This is a genomic window from Pseudomonas sp. B707, assembly GCF_022496685.1.
GTDB classification, from domain to species: Bacteria; Pseudomonadota; Gammaproteobacteria; order Pseudomonadales; family Pseudomonadaceae; genus Aquipseudomonas; species Aquipseudomonas paraglycinae.
On record NZ_WTVE01000004.1, the window covers coordinates 20,532 to 42,505 of the forward strand.

The 21,974-nt window shown below is 62.9% G+C and carries 19 protein-coding genes; 10 read left to right on the forward strand and 9 right to left on the reverse strand.

Features of this window, described 5'->3' with window-relative positions; translation table 11 throughout:
• Positions 1 to 2 precede the first annotated feature (2 nt).
• Positions 3 to 1,862 (reverse strand): ABC transporter ATP-binding protein, encoded by a 1,860-nt coding sequence (locus GQX66_RS00125; protein ID WP_240864865.1) that lies wholly within the window; start codon positions 1,860 to 1,862, stop codon positions 3 to 5.
• 164 nt (positions 1,863 to 2,026) lie between these two features.
• Here GQX66_RS00125 and hchA point away from each other — a divergent pair, with 164 nt between their 5' ends.
• From hchA to GQX66_RS00140, 3 genes are all read left to right on the forward strand, one after another.
• Positions 2,027 to 2,905: a glyoxalase III HchA gene (hchA, locus tag GQX66_RS00130; protein ID WP_240864867.1), complete on the forward strand. Its 879-nt coding sequence runs from the start codon at positions 2,027 to 2,029 to the stop codon at positions 2,903 to 2,905.
• Positions 2,902 to 3,621 carry a PA1136 family autoinducer-binding transcriptional regulator gene (locus tag GQX66_RS00135; RefSeq protein WP_240864869.1) on the forward strand — a complete coding sequence of 240 codons (720 nt, stop codon included), beginning with the start codon at positions 2,902 to 2,904 and terminating at the stop codon, positions 3,619 to 3,621. The genes hchA and GQX66_RS00135 overlap by 4 nt, the downstream gene beginning before the upstream one ends.
• A gap of 121 nt (positions 3,622 to 3,742) precedes the next feature.
• Positions 3,743 to 6,625 carry a winged helix-turn-helix domain-containing protein gene (locus GQX66_RS00140; RefSeq protein ID WP_240864878.1) on the forward strand — a complete coding sequence of 961 codons (2,883 nt, stop codon included), beginning with the start codon at positions 3,743 to 3,745 and terminating at the stop codon, positions 6,623 to 6,625.
• On the opposite strand, the gene GQX66_RS00145 is transcribed toward GQX66_RS00140, so the two are convergent.
• From GQX66_RS00145 to GQX66_RS00155, 3 genes are all read right to left on the reverse strand, one after another.
• On the reverse strand, positions 6,612 to 7,226 hold the full coding sequence (locus GQX66_RS00145) for a response regulator (RefSeq protein ID WP_240864881.1): 615 nt from the start codon (positions 7,224 to 7,226) through the stop codon (positions 6,612 to 6,614). The two genes, GQX66_RS00140 and GQX66_RS00145, sit on opposite strands and share 14 nt — an antisense overlap.
• A 78-nt stretch (positions 7,227 to 7,304) precedes the next feature.
• Entirely contained in the window at positions 7,305 to 7,676 is a 372-nt protein-coding gene (locus GQX66_RS00150) for a response regulator (protein WP_102686655.1), read from the reverse strand.
• The gene (locus tag GQX66_RS00155) at positions 7,676 to 9,637 is read right to left on the reverse strand and encodes a PAS domain-containing sensor histidine kinase (RefSeq protein WP_240864883.1); all 1,962 of its coding nucleotides are present in this window, start codon (positions 9,635 to 9,637) and stop codon (positions 7,676 to 7,678) included. Before GQX66_RS00155 ends, GQX66_RS00150 begins: the two co-directional genes overlap by 1 nt.
• A 338-nt stretch (positions 9,638 to 9,975) precedes the next feature.
• Between GQX66_RS00155 and GQX66_RS00160 the strand changes: the two genes are divergently transcribed.
• Positions 9,976 to 10,941: a quinone oxidoreductase gene (locus GQX66_RS00160; protein WP_240864886.1), complete on the forward strand. Its 966-nt coding sequence runs from the start codon at positions 9,976 to 9,978 to the stop codon at positions 10,939 to 10,941.
• Here GQX66_RS00160 and GQX66_RS00165 read toward each other — a convergent pair.
• Positions 10,928 to 12,157, reverse strand: coding sequence for an MFS transporter (locus GQX66_RS00165; RefSeq protein WP_240864887.1), 1,230 nt, complete (start codon positions 12,155 to 12,157; stop codon positions 10,928 to 10,930). The genes GQX66_RS00160 and GQX66_RS00165 overlap by 14 nt on opposite strands.
• Before the next feature lie 216 nt (positions 12,158 to 12,373).
• Here GQX66_RS00165 and GQX66_RS00170 point away from each other — a divergent pair, with 216 nt between their 5' ends.
• The 4 genes from GQX66_RS00170 to GQX66_RS00185 all read left to right on the forward strand — a co-directional run bounded on the left by GQX66_RS00170 (position 12,374) and on the right by GQX66_RS00185 (position 16,173).
• On the forward strand, positions 12,374 to 13,708 hold the full coding sequence (locus GQX66_RS00170) for an epoxide hydrolase family protein (RefSeq protein WP_240864890.1): 1,335 nt from the start codon (positions 12,374 to 12,376) through the stop codon (positions 13,706 to 13,708).
• An 86-nt stretch (positions 13,709 to 13,794) separates the two neighbouring features.
• A complete protein-coding gene (locus GQX66_RS00175; RefSeq protein ID WP_240864892.1) occupies positions 13,795 to 14,838 on the forward strand; it encodes an alpha/beta hydrolase in 1,044 nt (347 codons plus the stop codon).
• Positions 14,839 to 14,862: 24 nt separating this feature from the next.
• On the forward strand, positions 14,863 to 15,372 hold the full coding sequence (locus GQX66_RS00180) for a cytochrome P460 family protein (RefSeq protein ID WP_240864894.1): 510 nt from the start codon (positions 14,863 to 14,865) through the stop codon (positions 15,370 to 15,372).
• A 24-nt stretch (positions 15,373 to 15,396) separates the two neighbouring features.
• Positions 15,397 to 16,173 (forward strand): alpha/beta hydrolase, encoded by a 777-nt coding sequence (locus tag GQX66_RS00185; protein ID WP_064382021.1) that lies wholly within the window; start codon positions 15,397 to 15,399, stop codon positions 16,171 to 16,173.
• A gap of 47 nt (positions 16,174 to 16,220) precedes the next feature.
• Here GQX66_RS00185 and GQX66_RS00190 read toward each other — a convergent pair whose 3' ends face one another.
• Positions 16,221 to 17,435 (reverse strand): MFS transporter, encoded by a 1,215-nt coding sequence (locus tag GQX66_RS00190; RefSeq protein WP_240864896.1) that lies wholly within the window; start codon positions 17,433 to 17,435, stop codon positions 16,221 to 16,223.
• Between the two features lie 134 nt (positions 17,436 to 17,569).
• On the opposite strand from GQX66_RS00190, the gene GQX66_RS00195 reads away from it, so the two are divergent.
• The gene (locus GQX66_RS00195; RefSeq protein ID WP_240864898.1) at positions 17,570 to 18,385 is read left to right on the forward strand and encodes a helix-turn-helix transcriptional regulator; all 816 of its coding nucleotides are present in this window, start codon (positions 17,570 to 17,572) and stop codon (positions 18,383 to 18,385) included.
• A gap of 135 nt (positions 18,386 to 18,520) precedes the next feature.
• A complete protein-coding gene (locus GQX66_RS00200) occupies positions 18,521 to 19,270 on the forward strand; it encodes a creatininase family protein (RefSeq protein WP_064595644.1) in 750 nt (249 codons plus the stop codon).
• A 70-nt stretch (positions 19,271 to 19,340) separates the two neighbouring features.
• Here the strand turns inward: GQX66_RS00200 and GQX66_RS00205 are convergent, their stop codons facing one another.
• From GQX66_RS00205 to GQX66_RS00215, 3 genes are all read right to left on the reverse strand, one after another.
• Entirely contained in the window at positions 19,341 to 20,774 is a 1,434-nt protein-coding gene (locus tag GQX66_RS00205; RefSeq protein WP_236191293.1) for a catalase, read from the reverse strand.
• A 136-nt stretch (positions 20,775 to 20,910) separates the two neighbouring features.
• On the reverse strand, positions 20,911 to 21,327 hold the full coding sequence (locus GQX66_RS00210; RefSeq protein WP_085747538.1) for an organic hydroperoxide resistance protein: 417 nt from the start codon (positions 21,325 to 21,327) through the stop codon (positions 20,911 to 20,913).
• A gap of 40 nt (positions 21,328 to 21,367) precedes the next feature.
• Entirely contained in the window at positions 21,368 to 21,772 is a 405-nt protein-coding gene (locus GQX66_RS00215; RefSeq protein WP_102686666.1) for a hypothetical protein, read from the reverse strand.
• Positions 21,773 to 21,974: the final 202 nt, after the last annotated feature.

A 21,974-nucleotide genomic window follows, 5' to 3' on the forward strand; every position in this document is an offset into this window, starting at 1 on the left:
GTTTACGCCTGATCCATCGCCTCGGCCACGCCCTGATCCTCACCCAGAAACCCGCCACTCTGATGCTGCCACAACCGCGCATAAGTGCCGTTTTTCGCCAGCAGTTCGGTGTGGGTGCCTTGCTCGATGATCCGTCCCTCATCCATGACAATCAGTCGGTCCATCGCCGCAATCGTCGACAGCCGATGGGCGATGGCGATCACGGTCTTGCCCTGCATCATTTCATCGAGGCTTTCCTGGATGGCGACTTCGACTTCCGAGTCCAGCGCGCTTGTCGCTTCGTCCAGTAGAAGGATCGGAGCGTTCTTGAGCATCACCCGGGCGATGGCGATGCGTTGGCGCTGGCCACCGGAAAGCTTGATGCCACGTTCACCTACCAGCGTGTCGTAGCCGGTGTGGCCCTGACGGTCGCTGAGCTGGTTGATGAAGCCGTCGGCCTGGGCGTTGGCGGCAGCGCGCTGGATCTGCGCGTCGGTCGCGTCCGGTCGGCCGTAGGCGATGTTGTCGCGAATCGAGCGGTGCAGCAGGGACGTGTCCTGAGTGACCATGCCGATCGCGCTGCGCAGACTGTCCTGTGTCACCTGCGCGATGTTTTGCCCGTCGATGCGGATCTCGCCGCGATCCACATCATAGAAGCGCAGCAGCAGGTTGATCAGCGTGGATTTACCGGCGCCGGAGCGGCCCACCAGACCGATTTTTTCCCCAGGCTGGATACTCAGGCTCAAGCCGTCGAGCACCTGGCGTTCGCCGTTGTAGTTGAAGCTGACGTTGTCGAATTCCACGGCGCCGCCGGAAGGCACCAGCACGCCGGCGTCCGGCGCATCCTGCACCTTGGGGCCACGGGTCAGGGTATCCATGCCGTCCTGCACGGTGCCGATGTTCTCGAACAGCGACGTCATCTGCCACATGATCCAGTGCGACATGCCGTTGATGCGCAACGCCATGGCCGTGATCGCCGCCACGGCGCCGGTGCCGACTTCGCCGTGATGCCACAGCCACAAAGCGTAGCCGCCGGCGCCCATGATCAGCCCGACCACCAGCGCCTGATTGACGATCTCGAACTGGCTGACCAGACGCATCTGGCGGAATCCGGTCTGCTTGAAATCCTCCATTGCCGCCCGCGCAAAATGCGCTTCACGTTTGGAGTGGGAGAACAGTTTCACCGTGGTGATGTTGGTGTAGGCGTCCGACACCCGGCCCGTCATTGATGACCGCGCATGGGCCTGTTCCTGGCCGACCTGGCCCAGGCGTGGCACGAAATACAGCATCGCCAGCCCGAACAGCGCGACCCAGGCAATGAACGGAAGCATGAGTTTCAGGGCGAAACCGCCGGCCAGGGCGATGATCGCAATGAAATAGACGCCGATACCCGGTGCGATCTCGATGACGGTGAACAGCACTTCGCGCACGGCCAGTGCGGTCTGCATCACCTTGGTCGTGACCCGGCCGGAAAACTCATCGGAAAAGAACGAAAGGCTCTGCCGCAGCATCAGCCGGTGGAAATCCCAGCGCAGGCGCAGCGGCAGATTGATCGCCAACACCTGGTGCTGAACCATCGTGCGCAACGCCACCAGCCCGACGCTGGTCAGCAACACGATGCCGATGCCCCACAGCACACGGCTCTCTTGCCCGTTCACGTCGCCGCCGGCCTGCCAGGTCGAGAGCAGATCCACGACCTGACCCAGAAAGGAAAACAACCAGGCTTCGTAGATCGACACACCGGCACTGAGCAGCGCCAGCGCGAGGATATAACCGCGAGCGCCACGGGTGCAGGCCCACAGGAATCGCGCCAGACCGACCGGCGGTGGCGGCGCTTCGTCGGGCGGGAAGGGGTCGAGCCGTTGTTCAAACAGGCGAAGCATTGTGGGTCTCCGAATTCATCAGTTGCGGGGATTCTGCCACTTATCGATCACATTGAGGGGCTGCAGGTTCAGCGCATGATTTTTTGAGGGAAAACCCTCATTGTTGTAACGCTGACGCCTTACTAGCATGAACTCCGACATTGACCCACTCGATGGAGAGCACCATGGCTACCACGCAGACTGACGACAAGCGCCCAACCCCCGATCCGGCCGAGGACAACGCGTTTTTCCCCTCGCCGTACTCCCTCAGCCAGTTCACTTCGCCCAAATCCGATCTCGGTGATGCCGAGTACCCGAACCGTTACAAGGGCGGACGCTGGAAGGTTCTGATGATCGGTGCGGACGAGCGCTATCTGTTGACCGACAACGGCACCATGTTCTCCACGGGCAATCAGCCGGTTGAAACGCTGCTGCCGATGTATCACCTCGACAAGGCCGGTTTCGGCTTCGACGTCGCGACGCTGTCGGGCAATCCGGTCAAGTTCGAATTCTGGGCCATGCCCTCCGAAGACGCCGAAGTGAAGGGCTTCTACGAGCAATACCGCGATCAGTTCAAGCGTCCGCTCAAGCTGTCCCAGGTGATCGAAGAAGCGCTGGGCGAAGACTCGGACTACATCGGCGTGTTCATTCCCGGCGGGCACGGCGCGCTGATCGGCCTGCCGGAAAGCGAGGACGTGAAGAAAGTCCTGCAATGGGCCGTCGCCAAGGACAAATTCGTCATTACTCTGTGCCACGGCCCGGCGGCGCTGCTGGCGGCCGGCCTCGGCGAAACAAAAGATTCATGCATCTTCAATGGCTACCGGATCTGCGCGTTTCCCGATGCCCTGGACGCGACAACCCCTGACATCGGTTACATGCCCGGCCACCTGACCTGGAAGTTCGGCGAGCAGTTGCAGGCGCTCGGTGTGGAAATCACCAATCAGGGTATTTCCGGGGCCACGCTTCAGGATCGCAAGTTGCTGACCGGTGACAGTCCGCTGGCGGGCAATGCGCTGGGCAAACTGGCGGCGGCCGCGCTCCTCAAAGAGGTCACGTCGGGGTGAGCTCCGGACCTGCCGAGGCACTCTTGCGCGCCGCCCTCGACATCGAGGCGGCGCCCACGCTAGTGGCGATCCAGAAGGCCGTTCGCGGTTTCGCCGGGGCCTATGGTTACGATCGGTTCGTCCTGTTCTCCGCCACCTCGGCGTCGGAGGACGTGGTCGAGCGCATTTACTGGGTGGAAGGCGACTGGTTTGGTGATGGCACTGGCGTCGACGCCGAGACCTACGTTCAGCGCTGCCCAGTGACTCGCCACCTGTTGGACGCCCCCGAATCGTTCTTCTGGAGCAAGGTGCAGGAGGAGAGCGGCGAACTCTATCGGGTGGTTCGCTTGCCAAGCGGGCCGGGCGTGCATGGATTACAGATTCCGGTCTTCGGCCCGCAGGGGCTTGAAGGCGCCATGAGCCTGGGTGGCGAACAGATCGATGCTTCTGCGCGGACTCGACTGGCGCTGGGCATGCTCGCCTCGGTGGCGTTTTACGCTGCACGACGCTTGCTCGAAGCGCCGCTGGACGAGACGGCCGGAAAACTCTCGACCCGTGAGCGCGAAGTGCTGGCGTGGGTCGCTGCCGGTCGGCGGCAGGCCGACATCGCTGCCACCCTCGGTCTGTCCGGGCGCACGGTGGAAAATCACCTGCGTTCGGCCCGTCGGCATCTCGGCGTGGCCACCACCGCTCAGGCCATCAAAATTGCCATTCGCAAAGGGGAAATAAAGGGGTGAGGTTCTCACTCTGCCGGTGCCGTGCTTGAACGACCATGCAAAACTCCTATCATGCAAAGGGCCTGCGCCGGCTGTCTGTAACTGGCGCCGCCCCCTACGTTTTTTAGAGAGATCGATCCTCGTGGAGTCTTTTCCGGACGCATTGCACGAATCCCTCACGACCCAATTCATTTTCGGTCCGTTCTGTGTCGTTCCAGGTAAACGGCTGCTGACCCGCAACGGGGTGGCGGTCGAGATCGGCGGGCGGGCGCTGGATCTGCTGATCGCCCTGCTCGAGCAACCGGGACGCGTGCTGTCCAAGTACGACCTGATCGACAAGGTATGGCCCGACAGCGTAGTGGCCGAAGGCAGCCTGCGCTTTCATATGACCGGCCTGCGGCGGATTCTCGGCGATGGCGAGGAGCAGGCGCGTTACATCGCGACCCAGGTGGGCGTGGGTTATGCCTTCGTCGCACCGCTGGAAAGAAAACAGGCCGCTGTGCAACCGGCGCCCATCGTGACCCGAGCCATCGAGGGCGTGTGCAGTCTGCCGCCCCGGGCCAAACTGATCGGCCGAGAAACCGATCTGCAACTGGTCATCGACCACATGCAGCAACCGAGGCTGTTCACCATCGTCGGCCCCGGCGGCGTCGGCAAGACCAGCCTGGCCATCGAAGTGGCGCACCGCATCGCCGCCCAGGGCTACGAGCGCGTCAGCTTCGTCGATCTGGCGCAAGTGGAAGACTGCGCGCTGGTGCCGTCGGCGCTGGCCCGATCGCTGGACATCCCGGTGCAGGCGGAAGACCCGCTGTTTGTCCTGCTCGCGCATTTGCGCGAGCAGCGGTTGATGTTGGTGATTGACAACTGCGAACACCTGATCGACGCGGTGTCGACGCTCCTGGAGCAGATCAGCGACACCGCGCCGGAGGTCGGGGTTCTGGCCACCAGTCGCGAGCCGCTGCGGGTGCGTGGTGAATACGTGCACTGGCTCAATCCGCTGGAATTTCCCCGTGAGCCGCAACACCTCGGCGTTGAGGAGTTGCTGGCATTCCCGGCCATCAAGCTGTTTGTCGAACGCGCGTCGTCGAGCAACGCCGCGCTCTTGCTGGAAGCGGGCGGAGGGCAAATGATTGCGGACATTTGCCAGCGGCTGGAGGGCATGGCGTTGCCGATCGAACTGGCGGCGATGCGGGTCGCCAGCCACGGACTGAAGGCCACCCACGCACTGCTCGGCGAGCGTTTCTCGCTGGGCTGGTCGGGGCGCAGGACGGCGGTGCCACGCCATCAGACCCTGCGTGCCATGCTCGACTGGAGTTATGACCTGCTGTCGCCGCAAGAGCGCTTGGCGCTGGAGCGATTTTCGGTCTTCGTCGGGCCGTTCTCCCAAGAGGCCGCCGCTCAGGTGGTGGCTGAGTCGCAACACGAAAGCGCCACGGCGGCCGCGCTCCTTGATGACCTGGTGTGCAAGGGGCTGGTCACGGTCGATCACAGCGACTCGACGGATTCGTATCGCTTGCTGGAGATGACGCGCGCCTACGCCCGGGAAAAATTGACCGCGCGGGGAGAGGCCGAGGTCAATGCGCTGGCGTTCCGGCACGCGGCGTTTTACATGGATCTGCTCGGCCATCTGGGGACTGCGCCCGACGAAATTTTCCGTCATTCGGCGCGTCTGGCCAGCCAGTTGGGCAACGTTCGCGGTGCGCTGGAATGGAGCTTCGGGCCCCACGGCGATCCGGGACTGGCGTTGCCGCTGGCGGCCGCGAGTGCGCCGTTGTTCCTGCATTTTTCCTTGCTGGTCGAGTGCCGCACCTGGTGTTCCCGGGCGGTGGAACTGCTGGAGCTGGGGTACTACGGCACGCTCACCGAGATGGAGCTGCAAGCCGCGCTCGGTCTGGTGCTGATGTTCACCCGAGGCAACAGTGAAGCCGCCGAAAAAGCCTTGCTCCGGGCGCAGGATATTGCCGTCGCGCTGAACGACTACGGCTCACAGCTGAGGTTGCTGGGCCGCTTGCAGATCTTCTACGAGCGCATCGGTGATTTCCCGTCGTCGCTGGCCTGGGCGGAGCAGGCCGCCGTGGTCGGCAACATCCTCAACGAGCCCGCCGCCATCGCGATTGCCGCATCGCTGACCGGCATCTCCCATCATCTGCTGGGCAACCAGCGTCTGGCCCGTCAGGAACTGGAAAGCTCGCTGCGCAACAGCTTGCCGTCCCATCCCAGCAACACGATCTACTACGGCTTCGATCACCGCAATCGCACGGGGCTGGCGCTGGCGCGTTCACTCTGGCTGCAGGGCTATCCCGATCAGGCCCGGCGTTGGGTCGAGCAGATAGAGGCTGAAGCGTCGGCACTGCAGCATCCGGTCACCTACTGCATCGCCATGGTCTGGATCTTGTGCATCTATATCTGGACCGGTGATCTGGCGAAGGCAACTGCGAGCCTCGAGCGGTTCAGCGCCATCGCCGAAACCAACGCACTCGGCCCCTACATTGCCGCCTGCCACGGGTTGCGCGCGGCGATCGCCATCCGCGCCGAGGAGCTGGGGGATGCAGTTGCCATGCTGGAAGAAAGTCTGGCGCGGTTGCGCAGCATGCGTTACGAACTGCTCACGACCTCATTTGAAATCGCACTGGCCGAAGGCCTGATGCTGGCGGGCCTACACCAAAAGGCACTGACGCTGGTTGACGGCACCATCGCTCACTGCCGGCAAAGCGGTGATGCCTTTGCGCTGCCGGAGTTACTGCGGATCAAGGCCGGTATTCTCAAGGTGATCCAGGCCGACGATGTTCAGGCCATGCTGGCGGTTCTTGAGGATTCCATTGCGCTGAGCCGCGAGCAGGGCGCCTGGGCGTGGGAGTTGCGGTCATCGATGGATCTGGCCCGGTTCTGGCTTGAACAGGGTCAACCGGATCAGGCCCGGACGTTGCTCGGTGCCTGCCGCGAGCGGGCTTCGGAAGGCTTCGACAGCCTTGATCTGCGTCGGCTGGAAAGCTTCTGGCAGAGCCTGCCGGTCACGCAGGCGTAATCAGGGCGGCCATTTTCACCAGGTCCGCCAGCGAGCGGGCCTTCATCTTGCGCATCACCTTGCCGCGATGGGCCTTGACGGTGATTTCGCTGATGTTGAGGTCGGCGGCAATCAGTTTGTTGAGCCGCCCGCTGACCACTGAAGCCATGATCTCTTGCTCGCGCGGCGTCAGGGTCTTGTAGGCCTCGAGCAGTGAGCGCAGGTGCTTTTCTCCCTCCAGCGCCACACGACTGCTTTGCAGCGCATCGGCCATGGCGGCGAGGATCACCTCGTCATTGAACGGTTTGGTCAGAAACTCCACCGCGCCGGCCTTCAAGGCCCGCACCGTGCGCGGAATATCGCCGTAGCCGGTGATGAAGATGATCGGCATGTTGTGGCGTTCATCGGCAAGGGCGGTCTGCAGATCCAGGCCGCTCAGGTCGGGCAGGTTGATGTCCAGCACCAGGCAACTGGGCACCAGCGTTCGGGGCGCGTCGAGAAAATCCTGCGCGGACTCGAACAGCCGTGGCTGCCATCCGGCGAAGCGGATCATCAGCTCCAGCGACTCGCGCACGGAAATGTCGTCATCGACAACGAATACGACGGGCGTGACATCACTCATCGGTAATGCTCCACGGGAAGGGGCGATTGCGTTGTTCGCGTTCAACATGTCGATTCCTTGTTCTGTTCGGCTTCACGCTCAGTCGAGGGGCAGGGCGGCGCTCAGGGCCTTGAGCAATTGGGCTTCGCTGAAGGGTTTGAACAGGCACTCCACGGCGCCACTGTTCAGCAGCTTCGCCTGTTCGCTGTCGTCGCCGTGCGCGGTGATGAAAATCACCGGAATGCGATAGTCGCGGCGCAGCAGCTCCCGTTGCAGATCCGGGCCCGACATCCCCGGCATGGCCACGTCGAGAATCAGGCAATGGGTCAAGTCCAGATAGGGCGATGCCAGAAACGCCTGCGCCGAGGCGAATGCCTGGACGGCAAAGCCGAATTCCTTGATCAGGTCCGGCAGGGATTCACGAACCGATTCGTCGTCATCGACCACCGATACGAGCAAATGCGTACCCATCAATCATTCTCCACGGTGCGATCGGCGAGGTCGCGGTTATCGGTTTGCGGCAAGTCCGTCGAATTCGGGATGGCAAAGGTAAACGTCGCACCCGGGCCGTCGTTGGCGGTGGCCCACAGCTTCCCGTCGTGGCGCTCGATAATCGAGCGACTGATGGACAGACCGACGCCCATGCCCGAACTTTTGGTGGTGTAAAAGGCATTGAAAATGCGCTCGATGTCCTGCGGATCGACGCCGTTGCCGCTGTCTTTCACCGCCAGGCAAACGCTCTCGTCCGCCCCAAGGCCGGTGCTGACGATCAATTCTCGGGGCCGGCCGTGGATCGCACTCATGGCCTCGGCGGCATTCATGATCAGGTTGAGGATCACCTGCTGAAGCTGGACCCGGTCGCCCCTGACCAGCGGCAGGGCTTCGGCAAATTGCGGGTGCAGCACCACGCCGTTGCGTTGCAGCTCGCCCAATAGCATGGCGATGACTTCCCGTGCCGCGTCATTCAGATTGACGTCTTCAATCGTGATGCTTTTCTTCGAGAACAGCGCCCGCAGTCGATTGATTACATCGGCCGCGCGATTGCCATCGCGAATGGTGCGGCGCGCGGTTTCCCTGGCGCCGTCGACATTCGGCGGGTCCGCACCAAGCATGCGCAGGCAGGTGCTGGCGTTGGTGATGATGCCGGCCAGCGGTTGATTGACCTCGTGGGCAATCGACGCCGTGACCGCGCCAAGGCTGGCGACTCTGGCCAGGTGCGTCAGTTCCGAGCGCGCCTTGCTCAAGACCTCTTCGGCGAGCCGGCGCTGGGTGATGTCCTGCAGGGCGGCGATGTATTCGAAACCGTCCGGCGCATGGGCGATCGAGTGCGCCACCAGCCGCACGTATTTCACCGTGCCGTCGGGCATCAGCAGCCGGTGTTCGTGTTCGAAATCACGCCCCTTGCGGCGCTGGCGCTTGATCATCTCCCGATGGCTGGAGATGTCGTCCGGATGCACCCGGCGATAGATCGCCTCGAAGCCGGGCGGGGTGTCCGGGTCGAGTTCAAGGATGCGGTAGACCTCGTCCGACCAGGTGATCTCGTCGGTACTCACCCGCCAGGAAAATGTGCCGGTGGCGCTCAGGCGCTGGGCCTTGGCCAGAAAGACTTCCGCCCGCTTGCGGTCTTCGATGTCGGTATTCTCGCCGTACCAGCGCACGAGCCGCCCGGTGTCATCGCGCTGGGGCACGGCGCGGATCAGAAACCAGCGGTAAATGCCGTCGAAGCGTTTCAGCCGGGCCTCGTACTCACCGGCGCTGCCCGATTGCAGAATCCCTTGCCAATAGACTGCCAGGCCCGGTGCGTCGTCCGGGTGGATGGACGCCGTCCAGCCATGGCCGCAGGCCTGTTCGAGGGACATGCCGGTGTAGTCGCACCAGCGTCGATTGACGAAGCCGACGCTGCCTTCGGGCGAGGCGCTCCAGACAAAACCGGGGACGGCATCGATGATCCCGCGCAAGCGCTCTTCCGATGCGCTGACTTCAGCGAGGGCACTGGCGATCAAGGCCTTGTCCCGCCGGCGCTCGTCGATGTCGACCTGCAGCACGCACCAGCGTGTGATGGTGCCTTCGCTGTCTCTGATCGGCAGGCCGCGCACATGGAACCAGCGATAGACACCGTCGGCGCGTCGGATGCGATGTTCGACTTCATAGGGCGTGCCGGTGTCGACTGAATGCATCCAGGCGGCGATGACCGAGGGCAGGTCGTCCGGGTGCACGGTCTCGCCGGCTTGCCATTTTTTCAGTTCATGAAGCGGGGCGCCGATGTAGTCCATGATTTGCCGGTTGACCTGTTCCAGCTCACCGGAAGGCGTCATGAAGGCGACCATGGCCGGGATGCTGTCGATGATGGCTTCGACCCCCGGCATGGGCATGATTGCGTCACTGGCGCAGTCTGGATCGTCCTCGATGACGCGCTCCTGCTCGTTCGTCATACCGATTCTCATTGTGTGCAGTCACCGTTGAACAAAGATGCGCCTTCTGCTGGCACTCGCCCATCATACTTTGGTGTCGCCCGTGGCGAATATCGGCCGACATTGCACACTGCGATGGGCATCACAGTGGCGCTTTTGTAAGCCACTGTATCTACGGCCCCTCTAGCCATACAAGCATGCACAGCGCCGGGTTGGCGAAACCGCCGGGATACATCCGCCGCGCAGCCTTGGTCCTGGTTTCAACGTCCTTCGACGTTGAGTGAAAGCAACGTGACGTCCGCGCTCCTGCGACCTGAAAGGCAGCAGGACCGGTCGTCCCGATGACAGGGCAAAACATCATGAAAGCAGTAATCATCCAGGCCTTTGGCGGGCCTGAAGTGTTGACGGTACGCGACATTCAACTGGCAGAACCGGGGCCCGGACAGGTCGTGGTCAAGGTCATGGCGGCAGGCATCAATTTCATGGACACCGGTGCCCGACGCGGGCTCGGCGCGGCCTGGGAGTTGCCGCTGACGCCGGGTGCAGAAGGCGCCGGCATCGTTCTGGCCGCCGGCCCGCAGGTGACGGAGTTCGGAGTCGGTGACCGCGTGGCCTGGCATTACGTGCCGGGCAGCTACGCCGAACAGGTGATCGCCCCGGTCAGCCAGTTGGTGCCGTTGCCCGATGAGATCGACTTCGCCACCGCCGCCAGCCTGATGATGCAAGGCCTGACTGCCAGCAATCTGGTGGACAAGGTGCATGCGATCCAGCCGGGTGACGTGGCATTTGTGCACGCGGCGGCAGGGGGCGTGGGGCTGATGCTGACTCAGATGATCAAGCTACTGGGCGGTAAGGTCATTGGCCGGGTGTCTCACGCCGACAAGGTGGAGGCAGTACTCGCGGCCGGGGCTGACTATGTGGTGATCGGGCGGGCGCACAACATTGCCGGACAGGTCATGCGCCTGACCGAGGGGCTGCGGGTGAATGCGGTGTACGACGGCACCGGCGAGGAAGGCTTTGCTGACTCGCTGGAGATGCTGGATTACTTCGGCACCCTGGCCTTGTACGGGCCGTTCATGAACCCGATCCCGCCGATCGATATCTTCAGCATGCCGCGCAGCATCAAGCTGACGTATCCCTCGGTCATGCACTACGTGCGCGATCGCGAGGTGCTGCTGGAAAAATCCCGGCAACTGTTCGCGTGGGTCAGCACCGGCAAACTGAAAACCTTCATCGGCAAACGTTATTCACTGGACGAGGTGCAACAGGCCCATCGCGATATCGAGTCGCGCAACACGACGGGCAAGCTGATCATCGTCCCTTGACGCCACGCCAGATCAGCAGGGCCGCCAACACCTGGCTACCGGCGAAAAACGTGAACAGGTGTTGTGCGGTCCATCCGGCATCCAGCAGAAACCCGGCGACCAACGGCGAAATGATCGCCCCCAGACGCCCCATCCCCAGCACCACGCCGACACCGGTCGTACGAACCGAGGTGCAGAACGCTTGAGGAGCCAGGACATACAGAGCCGCGACCGCACCATTGAGCATCAGCCCCAGCGTGACTGCCACGAGTGTCGTCAGACCGGGGATGTGAGTGGCCGGCAGCATCAATGGCAGCAGGGCGGCGTTGAGCAGCAGAAACCCCGACAACAATCGCCGGCAGCCGAAACGATTGGCCGCCAGTCCCAGCAGCAGGGCACCGAGCATCCCCCCCAACGCCAATAACACTCCGATCCGGGCGCCTTGTTGGTCGGTAAAACCGTTGTGGACCAGCAGGCTCGGGGTCCAGCTCATGACGAAGTAAAAGCAGAACATCAACAGAAAGAGTGCCAGTGCCAGCGATGTGGTCTGTTGCCACTGACCGGGCGAAAACGGTCGACTGGGGTTGTCAGGCGACGGTGGAGCGACAGGCGCGCCGTGTTCCAGTGCCAGAAATGACGGCGACTCTCGCAGCCAAAAGACGCCGACCAGCGCTGCCGCCAGCGTGATGCAACCCCCGGCCAGAAAGACATACCGCCAGCCCATCAAATCATTGAGTACATGCGCCAGCACTCCGCCCAGACTCGCGCCCATGGCGAAGGCGAGGGATTGCAGGGCGATGGCCAGGTTGCGCCGCTGCGGGCTGGCGTGTTCGAACGTCATCACGTTGGCCCCCACCAGTACCGCCCCCGTGCCGATGCCGGTCACCAGTCGCAAAAGTATCAGTACGTGATGATCCGGGCTCCAGAACGACAGCAACATGCTCAGGCCGCTGAGCAGCAATCCGGCGAGCAACAAAGGCCTGCGCCCGAAGCGGTCGGCCCTGGGCGCGGCCAGCAGCGAGCCGAGCGCCATTCCGACCAGACTTGCGCTCAACAACAGGCCCAGTTGCGCGCCGCTCAACGTCCACTGCGCCGAAACCCGACTGCCGGTGAAGGCCATGGCCATGACGTCGAGTCCGTCGATCACGTTGAACAGCATGCACAACCCGATCACCCACCACTGCGAGGTGGACGATGGCGTGCCGCTCAGGCGTTCGAGCGCTGTTTCCCCACGCATCCGCAATCCTTGTTCCGCTCTGTGATTCAAATGGGTCTTTTCCCCGCCGCATTCTGCCCGTTAAGCGCTGCTGAGTTCGAGCGCGATTTTGCGCGCCGGGCCAGCGCGTCATACCAAGGTATCGACCGACACCATCGTGTAATCGCCCCGGTGCCAGCGCAGTGGTCTGATCCGATTGGCGATGCCTTTCGAATAATGACTACAAGGAGATCCATCATGGTTGCGCTTTCGTCCGGTCTTACCTGGCGCCATTGCCTGGCGTCATCCATCAGGGGCGGCGCGCTCGGCCTTGCCGTACTCGCTGGCAGCAGCGGCGTCTGGGCCGCGGATCCGTCGCAAGCCATTCGCCCGTACACCATCCATGTGGACGAAGCGAAGTTGAGCGACCTGCGCAAACGCATCGCCGACACTCGCTGGCCGGACAAGGAAACGGTCGGCGACGTGTCCCAGGGCGTGCAACTGGCGCAGGTCCAGGCGTTGGTGAAGTATTGGGGCGACGGCTATGACTGGCGCAAGGCCGAAGCGAAGCTCAATGCCTTGCCGGAGTTCGTGACCACCATCGACGGCGTCGACATCCAGTTCATCCATGTGCGCTCGCGCAATCCCAATGCGATGCCGCTGATCCTCACCCACGGCTGGCCGGGTTCGCAGTTCGAATTCCTCAAGACCATCGGCCCGCTGACCGATCCCGTGGCCTATGGCGGCAAGGTCGAGGACTCGTTCGACGTGGTGATCCCGTCGATTCCCGGCCATGGTTTTTCCGGCAAACCGACCGAGCTCGGCTGGGGCCCTGACCGGGTGGCGAAGGCCTGGGATGTGCTGATGAAACGTCTGGGTTACAGCCATTACGTGTCCCAGGGTGGCGATCATGGTTCGGTGATTTCCGATGCACTGGGTCGCCTGGCGCCGCCCGGTTTGCTGGGTATCCACCTGAACATGCCGGCCACCGTGCCGCCGGAACTGGTCAAACCGATCAACAGCGGCGACCCGGCCCCGGCAGGACTGACTGCGCCGGAGGTGACGGCCTTCAATTCGCTCAGTCAGTTCTTCGGTCGTAACGCCGCTTACGGCGCAATGATGGTGACCCGGCCGCAAACCATCGGTTATCTGCTGGCCGACTCGCCCGCCGGCACGGCCGCGTGGATGTATGAAAAATTCGCCGCATGGACTGACAGCGACGGTCAGCCCGAGAAAGTCCTGAGCCGCGATGAAATGCTCGACGACATCAGCCTGTACTGGCTGACCGACAGCGGGGCGTCGTCCTCCCGTTTCTACTGGGAGAACAACAACAATAACTTCAGCGCCGCCGCGCAGAAGACTGCCGACATCAAGGTGCCGGTGGCGATCACTGTGTTCCCGCACGAAATCTACCGCGCGCCGAAAGTCTGGTCGCAGCGCGCCTATCCGTCGCTGGCCTACTTCAGCGAAGTCGGCAAGGGCGGTCACTTCGCGGCATGGGAGCAACCGCAACTGTTCAGCGAAGAACTGCGCGAAGCCTTCCGGCCACTGCGCGCGGCGGCGCAGAAAACCGCTGCTCAGGCAGCGCGCTAGCCCTGCAATCCGCAAGCACTTCAACCCTAAACCCTTGACCACAAAGCCCGGAACCGCCGCCCGGCGGTTCACGAGGGAGACCCGGCATGACTGACTCTAACGCTGTAACCCCATCCCGGCGCGTGCTCGCCGTTTCGATGCTGGCGCTTGCGCTGGGCGTCGCTTCGGCATACGCCAGCGCCGCCGACGTGCCCGCCGGCAAGATCGACGCCATTACCGCCGGCACCAACGTTTCCTTCGGCGCGCTGAAACACGTCAAGGCCGGATTGCTCGACGTGTCGTACGCCGAAACCGGTCCGGCCGACGGTCCGGTGGTCATCCTGCTGCACGGCTGGCCCTACGACATTCACAGCTACACCGACGTGGCCCCGGCGCTGGCGCAGAAGGGCTATCGGGTGCTGATTCCTTACGCGCGCGGCTACGGCGACACGCGTTTCCTGTCCGCCAAAACCGTGCGCAACGGCCAGCCGGCGGCGCTGGCGAAAGATCTGATCGACTTCATGGACGCCCTGAAGATCAAGCAGGCCGTGCTTGGCGGCTATGACTGGGGCGCGCGTACTGCCGACATCGTTGCAGCGCTCTGGCCCGAGCGGGTGAAAGCGCTGGTGGCGGTGAGCGGTTACCTGATCGGCAGCCAGGAGGCGGGCAAGACGCCGCTGCCGCCGGTGGCGGAGTTGCAGTGGTGGTATCAGTTCTACTTTGCGACCGAGCGCGGTCGCCTGGGTTACGAAAAAAACACCCATGATTTCGCCAAACTGATCTGGCAGCTGGCCTCGCCGAAGTGGAGCTTCGACGACGCGACCTACGACCGCAGCGCCGCCGCGTTGCAGAACCCGGATCACGTCGCCGTGTCGATCTTCAACTACCGCTGGCGCCTGGGGCTGATCAAAGGGGAAGCGCAATACGATCCGCTGGAGAAAAAACTGGCGACATTCCCCTCGATCGGCGTGCCGACCATCACTCTTGAAGGCGACGCCAATGGCGCGCCGCACCCACCGGCCGAGGCCTACGCCAAACGCTTCACCGGCAAATACGAACACCGGCTGATCAGCGGCGGCATCGGCCACAACCTGCCGCAGGAAGCGCCGCAGGCGTTCGCTCAGGCGGTGATCGATGCCGATCATCTCTGACTGCTGGCCTGAGGGGATCCGACGATGAAACTCAACCATTGGGCCGTGTTGCCAGCGGCCATTGCGCTCGCGGCACTGGCGGCCACCGGCGTCGCTTTGGGTCAGGCCGATGACGGCGAAGCGTCGCCGATCTACGGCGTGAAGCTGCCGAAAAACTATCGCCAGTGGGCGCTGATTGCCCCGGCCCAGGAAGCCGCGCCGCTGGATGAACTGCGCGCGGTGCTGGGCAATGACCGGGCCCTCAAGGCTTACCAGAGCGCATCGCTGCCGTTTCCCGACGGCACGGTGCTGGTGAAGCTGGCGTGGAAACACGTGCAGTCGCCGGAGTTCGAGCCGGCCTCGATTCCGGGGGCGGCCACCACCGTTCAGGTGATGGTCAAGGACTCGCGCAAATACGCCTCGACCGGTGGCTGGGGATTCGGCCGGTTCATCAACGGCAAACCCGCCGACGAAGCCCAGCACCAGACCTGCTTTGCCTGCCATCAGGCGCGGGTGCAGAACCACGATTTTGTCTTCACCCGATACGCTCCCTGAATCCGTCATACGAGGAACATCCAGATGAAAAAAACACTGATTGCACTGAGCATCGCTGCGGGCCTGTGCCTGGGCGCCAATGCCTTCGCCCAAACCGCCAAACCCACTGTGGTGCTGGTGCACGGCGCATTTGCCGACGCGTCGAGCTGGAACGGCGTGGCGAAGATTCTCGAGAAGGATGGCTACACGGTGATCGCCGCCGCCAATCCGCTGCGCGGCGTCAAGAGCGATGGCGCAGCGGTATCGGCATTGCTGAGCAGCATCCAGTCGCCGGTGGTGCTGGTCGGTCACTCCTATGGCGGCAACGTCATCAGTGATGCGGCCAACGATCATGCCAATGTCAAAGCGCTGGTCTACGTCAGCGCGTTTGCCCCCGAGGCCGGTGAAACCGTCGCCGGGCTGGCCGGCAAGTTTCCCGGCAGCACCCTCGGGCCAACGCTGGCGCCACCCGTTGCGCTGGCCGACGGCGGCAAGGACTTGTACATCCAGCAGAGCAAGTTCCACGATCAATTCGCCGCCGACGTCCCCGCTGCACAAGCGGCCCTGATGGCCGCGACTCAACGTCCGGTCACCGAAGCGGCACTGAACGAGCAGGCCGGAACGCCGGCCTGGAAGCACATTCCGTCGTGGTACATCTACGGCGACAAGGACAAGAACATCCCGCCCCAGGCGATGGCGTTCATGGCCAAGCGTGCGGATGCCAAGGCCGTTGAGGTGGTGAAGGGCGCCTCGCACGTGGTGATGGTGTCGAACCCGGCGCCGGTGGCGCGGCTGATTGAAAAAGCCGCTGCAGCCAACTGAAAACCTGCGACGTGCCGACGCGCGTCGCAGGTCTGTCACCCCCCGGCTCAGGCAACGGACACCTGCGGCGATCCAGCCGGTGCCAGTCTGAGCAGGGGTGTGATGCCGAGCATCAACAGCAGTACCGCGAACAGCAAGGTGTACGCCGGGCCATAGTGTCCGGCGTATTCGCGCAGGGCACCGAACAACAGCGGCCCGAGCGCGGCGATCAGGTAACCGATGAACAACATGAACACCGTCCACAATCCGGCCTGTTCACTGGTGCTGGCGTGATCCAGCGGCAAGGTCATGGCCACGGTAAAACCCATGCCCAGGCCGATGGCCGCGAGCACCACGTAGAACATCGGCCAGTACGCCGGCAGGAATGCCATGCCGCCCACCCCGAGCAGGGCCAGCAATGCCGACAGCCCGAGCAAACCGCGCCGGTCGTGGGCCTTGCCCGGAATCAGCCCCGCACCCACGCTGGCCACGGCGAACACCGCCGTAAAAATACCCAGCAGGACGCCCGGGGAAACACTCGATGTGGCCGCTTCCACCGACGCTGGCGCCATCCAGGCGAAGAGGGCGTAGACCACGAATTGACCGGCACCGAAATTCAACGCGATCAACCACGCTTGCGGATTGCCCCAGGGCAGGCGTTTGCTCGGGTTCGACGGCGATTTCACCGCTGGCACCGCTGTCGCAAAACGCCGCGCCATCCACACCCAACTGGCGATGGCGGTGAGGCACAGCACGCTCCAGACTCCGGCGCTGACCCGCCAGTCCTGCGCCAGCTCGGCAATCGGGGCGCTGAGCACCGCCGCGAGGGTCGCGCCCAGGCTCAGGCCGCCGGCATAAATGCCCATGAACAGCGCTGGTCGCTGAGCAAAGTGGGTCTTGATCCAGGCGCCGGTCATCGCGCCGGCGACCGCAATGCCGATGCTGGCGAAGAACGTGCTGCCGAGCAGGAAGAATGCATTCGGCGAAATCGCCCGCAGCAAGGTCGAGGCACCCAGCAACGTCAGTGCGACCACTACACTGCGATCGATCCCGAAGCGTCTGGCCAGGCTCGGAACCACCAGCGCGAACACGCCCATGCAGATGTCGGGAATCGAAGTCAGCAGCGCGGCCTGGGTGTAGCTCAACTGGAAGTGCTGCTGGATCAACAGCAGAATCGGCCCCACCGAAATGATCGGCGGCCGCAGGGCGATGGACAGGATCAGCAGGCCGATCACCGCCGTGACGCTCTGTTGGTGGCCGGAGAGATTGCGGGTGATTGCCATGGGAAAAGCCTCATTGATGAACAATGAGCGCAAGGCTAACAATGGGCCGGCCATGGCAAATGCCAGGGTTTGTCGCCAAAGTGACAATCGCCGCTTTAACACGATCAAGGTCTGTTTTCAGGAGACGCCAGCCGATGAAACGAGAGGTGCGCAAGGTCATCGCCCAGCGTGAGTCCACGCCGCGCAGCGAACGTTATCCCGACTATCAGGACGTGCCGCGCGTAATGACCGTGCTGGTGCGCGATCAGGCCACCGGCGAATACAACGAACCGCACGTGCATCGGCACGGGCAGTTGCTGTATGCCTCGAACGGCGTGATGCAGGTGGCTACCGAGCGCGGCTTGTGGATCCTGCCGCCGAAGCGCGCGCTGTGGATTCCGCCCGGGGTGATCCACGACCAGTTGATGCTCAGCGCGGTCAAGATGCGCTCGATCTACATCGAGCCGCAGGTCTGCGCAGGGCTAGGCCATCACTGCAAAGTGCTGGAGATCCCCGGACTGCTGCGCGAGTTGATTCTGGCCCTGGCCGAGCAGCCGATCGAATACCCGCAGGAAGGCCGCAACGTGCACATCGTGGCGTTGATTCTCAGTGAATTGCAGGCGGCGCGGACGTTGCCGATCGAAGTGCCATGGCCGGTCGACCGGCGACTGGTCACGGTGTGCGAGGCGATTCTGCAGGATCCCGGACAAGACCATTCGATCGGCTATTGGGCAGACCGGGTCGGTGCCAGTTCGCGCACGCTGATACGCCTGTTCGTCAATGAAACCGGCCTGAATTTCCGCCACTGGCTGCAGCAGGTGCGGCTGGCGACCGCCATCGACCGGCTCGACAAGGGGCAATCCGTCGGGGTGATTGCCCGGGATCTGGGCTACGCCAGCCAGAGTGCCTTCAGTGCCATGTTCAGACGGGTGATGGGTGAATCGCCCCGTGAATTTCTCGTTCGCGATTAGCGCGTTCCGGCGATTCCGATACCTTCGTATTCTGTCGTCGAAGGGAGGCGGGTGGTATCAATGACGCTGCTGTTGCAGGTGCATTGAACACCCACCCTCGTTCCGCGAGGAACCTTCGAAGAGTGAGAAATCCTGATGCTTTTATACCTATCGACCTGGTCCGAAATAGCGCAATTCCTCGAACGCAGCCGCACCATCGTCATCCCCATCGGTTCCAACGAACAGCATGGGCCGACCGGCCTGCTGGGCACCGACTGGATGTGCCCGGAAATCATCGCCCATGAAGCGCAGAAAAACGCCGATATTCTGATTGCCCCGACCTTCAACATCGGCATGGCGCAACATCACCTCGGCTTCCCCGGCACCATCTCGCTCCGGCCTTCGACCTTCATCGCCGCCATCGCCGACTGGACCCGTTCGCTGGCCGCCCACGGCTTTGAAAAGATCTTTTTCCTCAATGGCCACGGCGGCAACATCGCCTCAATCGAAGCGGCGTTTTCGGAGCTGTACGCCGAAGCGAGTTTCGCCCGACGCAAGGCCGGGTTCGCCCTGAAGCTGTGCAACTGGTGGGATCTGGAAGGGGTGAACGAGCTGGCGCGTGAGCAGTTCCCGACCGGCCACGGCATTCATGCCACGCCTTCGGAAATCGCCGTGACCCAATGGGCCTACCCCGATTCCATCAAGTCGGCGGACTACTCGCCGCAGATCGCCAACTGGGGGCCGATCCGTGAAGCGGCGGATTTCCGCGCCCGTCACCCGGACGGCCGCATGGGCTCGGACCCGGCCCAGGCTTCGCCGGAAAAGGGTCGGCAACTGGTGGAAATGGCCGCTCGCGGTCTGGTGCAGGAGGTGCAGGCCTTCAGCCGCGAATCACTGCCTGACTGATTCGTACAAACAACAACGCCCGGATAATCCGGGCGTTGTTGTTTCGGCTCCCTGCCAGCGTCATTGCAGATCAGCCCAGTGCCTCAATGGCGTGCGCAACTCCTGCGCCATACGCCGGATCTGCCCGGGTGCAGTGGTCGATGTGTCGTTGTTTCGACTCTGCGCTGGCGCCATGGATCGAGCGCGCGGTGTTCTCGAACAAGACCTGTTGCTGGGCGGGGGACATGGCTCGGAACAGTGCGCCCGGTTGCGAGAAGTAGTCGTCGTCCTCGCGGTGATTCCAGTGCCCGGCGCTGCCTTTCAGGGCCAGCGGTGGTTCGCTGAAATCCGGTTGCTCGGCCCACTGCCCGTAGCTGTTGGGTTCATAGCCGATTGTGCTGCCCGCGTTCGCATCGGTGCGCATCTGGCCGTCCCGGTGGTAGCTGTTGACCGGGCAGCGCGGGGCGTTCACCGGAATCTGGTGATGATTGACGCCGACGCGATAGCGCTGTGCATCGCCATAGGAGAACAGGCGCGCCTGGAGCATTTTGTCCGGTGAAAAACTGATGCCCGGCACCACGTTGGCCGGGTTGAAGGCCGCCTGTTCGACGTCGGCGAAGTAGTTGTCAGGGTTGCGGTTGAGTTCGAGCACGCCGACTTCGATCAGCGGGTAATCCGCGTGAGGCCAGACCTTGGTCAGGTCGAACGGGTTGATCGGGTAGGTCTCGGCGTCCAGTTCCGGCATCACTTGCACGTAAAGCTTCCATTGCGGGAAGTGGCCCTCCTCGATGGCGTTGTACAGGTCGCGCTGGGCGCTTTCGCGGTCATCGCCGATCAGTGTCGCGGCTTGTTGATCGGTCAGGTTCTCGATGCCTTGTTGAGTCTTCCAGGTGAACTTCACCCAGAAACGTTCGTTCGCCGGGCTGATGAAACTGAAGGTGTGGCTGCCGAAACCGTGCATGTGGCGGTAGGTGCGCGGCAGTCCGCGGTCGCTCATGACAATCGTGACCTGGTGCAGCGCCTCCGGCAGCAAGGTCCAGAAATCCCAGTTGTTGCGGGCGCTGCGCATGTTGGTGCGCGGGTCGCGTTTGACCGCATGGTTGAGGTCGGGGAATTTCAACGGATCGCGCAGAAAGAACACCGGCGTGTTGTTGCCCACCAGATCCCAGTTGCCTTGCTCGGTGTAGAACTTGATGGCGAACCCGCGGATGTCACGCTCGGCGTCCGCCGCGCCACGCTCGCCGGCCACGGTCGAAAACCGGACGAACACATCGGTGGTCTTGCCCACGCTGGAAAACAGCCTGGCCTTGGTGAAACGGGTGATGTCGTGGGTGACGGTGAAGGTGCCGAACGCGCCCGAACCCTTGGCGTGCATGCGCCGCTCGGGTATGACTTCCCGATCGAAGTGCGCCAGTTTTTCCAGCAACCAGACGTCCTGCAACAGCATCGGGCCTCTCGGGCCTGCCGTCTGTACGTTGTTGTTATCAACCACGGGCGCGCCCGCAGCAGTCGTCAGCTTGTTCATGCGCAACTCCTGGCTTTTGTCGGTTTCCCACCATCACATCAAAAGCCCCGGGCGCGATCTATTGCACCATGGTGTCGCCGGATAGTACGAAGGTGTGGTTGGAATGGATTGCGTTTTGCTGTCGGCAAAAGACGGATCAGGCGAGGGTGATGCTGACCTTGATGTTGTTGCGCGTGGCCTTGGAGTAGGGGCAGTTCTGGTGCGCTGCGTCGATCAGCTGGAGCGCCACTTGCGGTTCGATATCCGGCAGCGAGACCGCCAATTGGGCCTGCAGGAAGAACCCTTGCTCCCCATGAGCCAGATCGACTTGCGCATTAACCATCGCTTGTGCAGGAAAACCGATCTTGCGCGCGTTGCAGGCATGGCGCAGCGAGCCGAGGAAGCAGGCCGACCAGCACACGGCGAACAATTGCTCGGGGTTGGTTCCGGTGCCCGGCGCACCCGGTGGCGACAGCTTGAGATCCAGTCGGCCATCGTCACTGCGTCCTGTGCCCTCGCGGCCACCTGTGGTGCAGGTATGGGCGGAGTAGAGGGTTTTTTCGATATCGATCATGGGCATTCCCTGAAGAGCATTTCACAGCGAAAAGGGCGGTTCATGTTGCCCGTGTGGGTTCATGACATTCACGCGCAGACGCACCCGCCAGCGCGTCGGCCGTGGCCACGGCGTCAGTGCCGCGATGGCCCAGGTTGTCGAGCAGGATCGTGCGGGCGATCTCGATCAGCCAGGCGCGAAACGGAAAGCTCGGGTCATGGGCGGCCTGTTCCTGATAGAGCGCCCTGAAGGCTTGCTGAACGAGGCCGCCGGTGTCTTCGCGACGGATCCGCCCGGCCTGCACCTGACCTTCGTAAAAGGCGATGAGCAACGGCGTCACCGTCGCGAACAGCTGTTGCGCCTCACCCCGGCCATGCCTGACGGCGCCCGCGACCAAGGCATACAGTTCGTCGTTGCCGAGCCGGTCTGACTCGCACAGGCAAGTGTGGCGATAACCTTCAGCCATGGTCGAATCCCTCGCAAAACCATTGTTCGACTGAGCGCGGCTGCGGAAAAGATTTGCAGGTGGCCCGGCGTTCAGCGGTGAGATTCAAGCCTGCCTTCACAGCCGAATGACTGCCAGTTATGCGTTGTTAGCGCTTGTTAGCGCCCGGCTATCGAGGTATGTCGCGTGGTGACTTTTTCGCTGGCCACTCAAGACTCTGCAG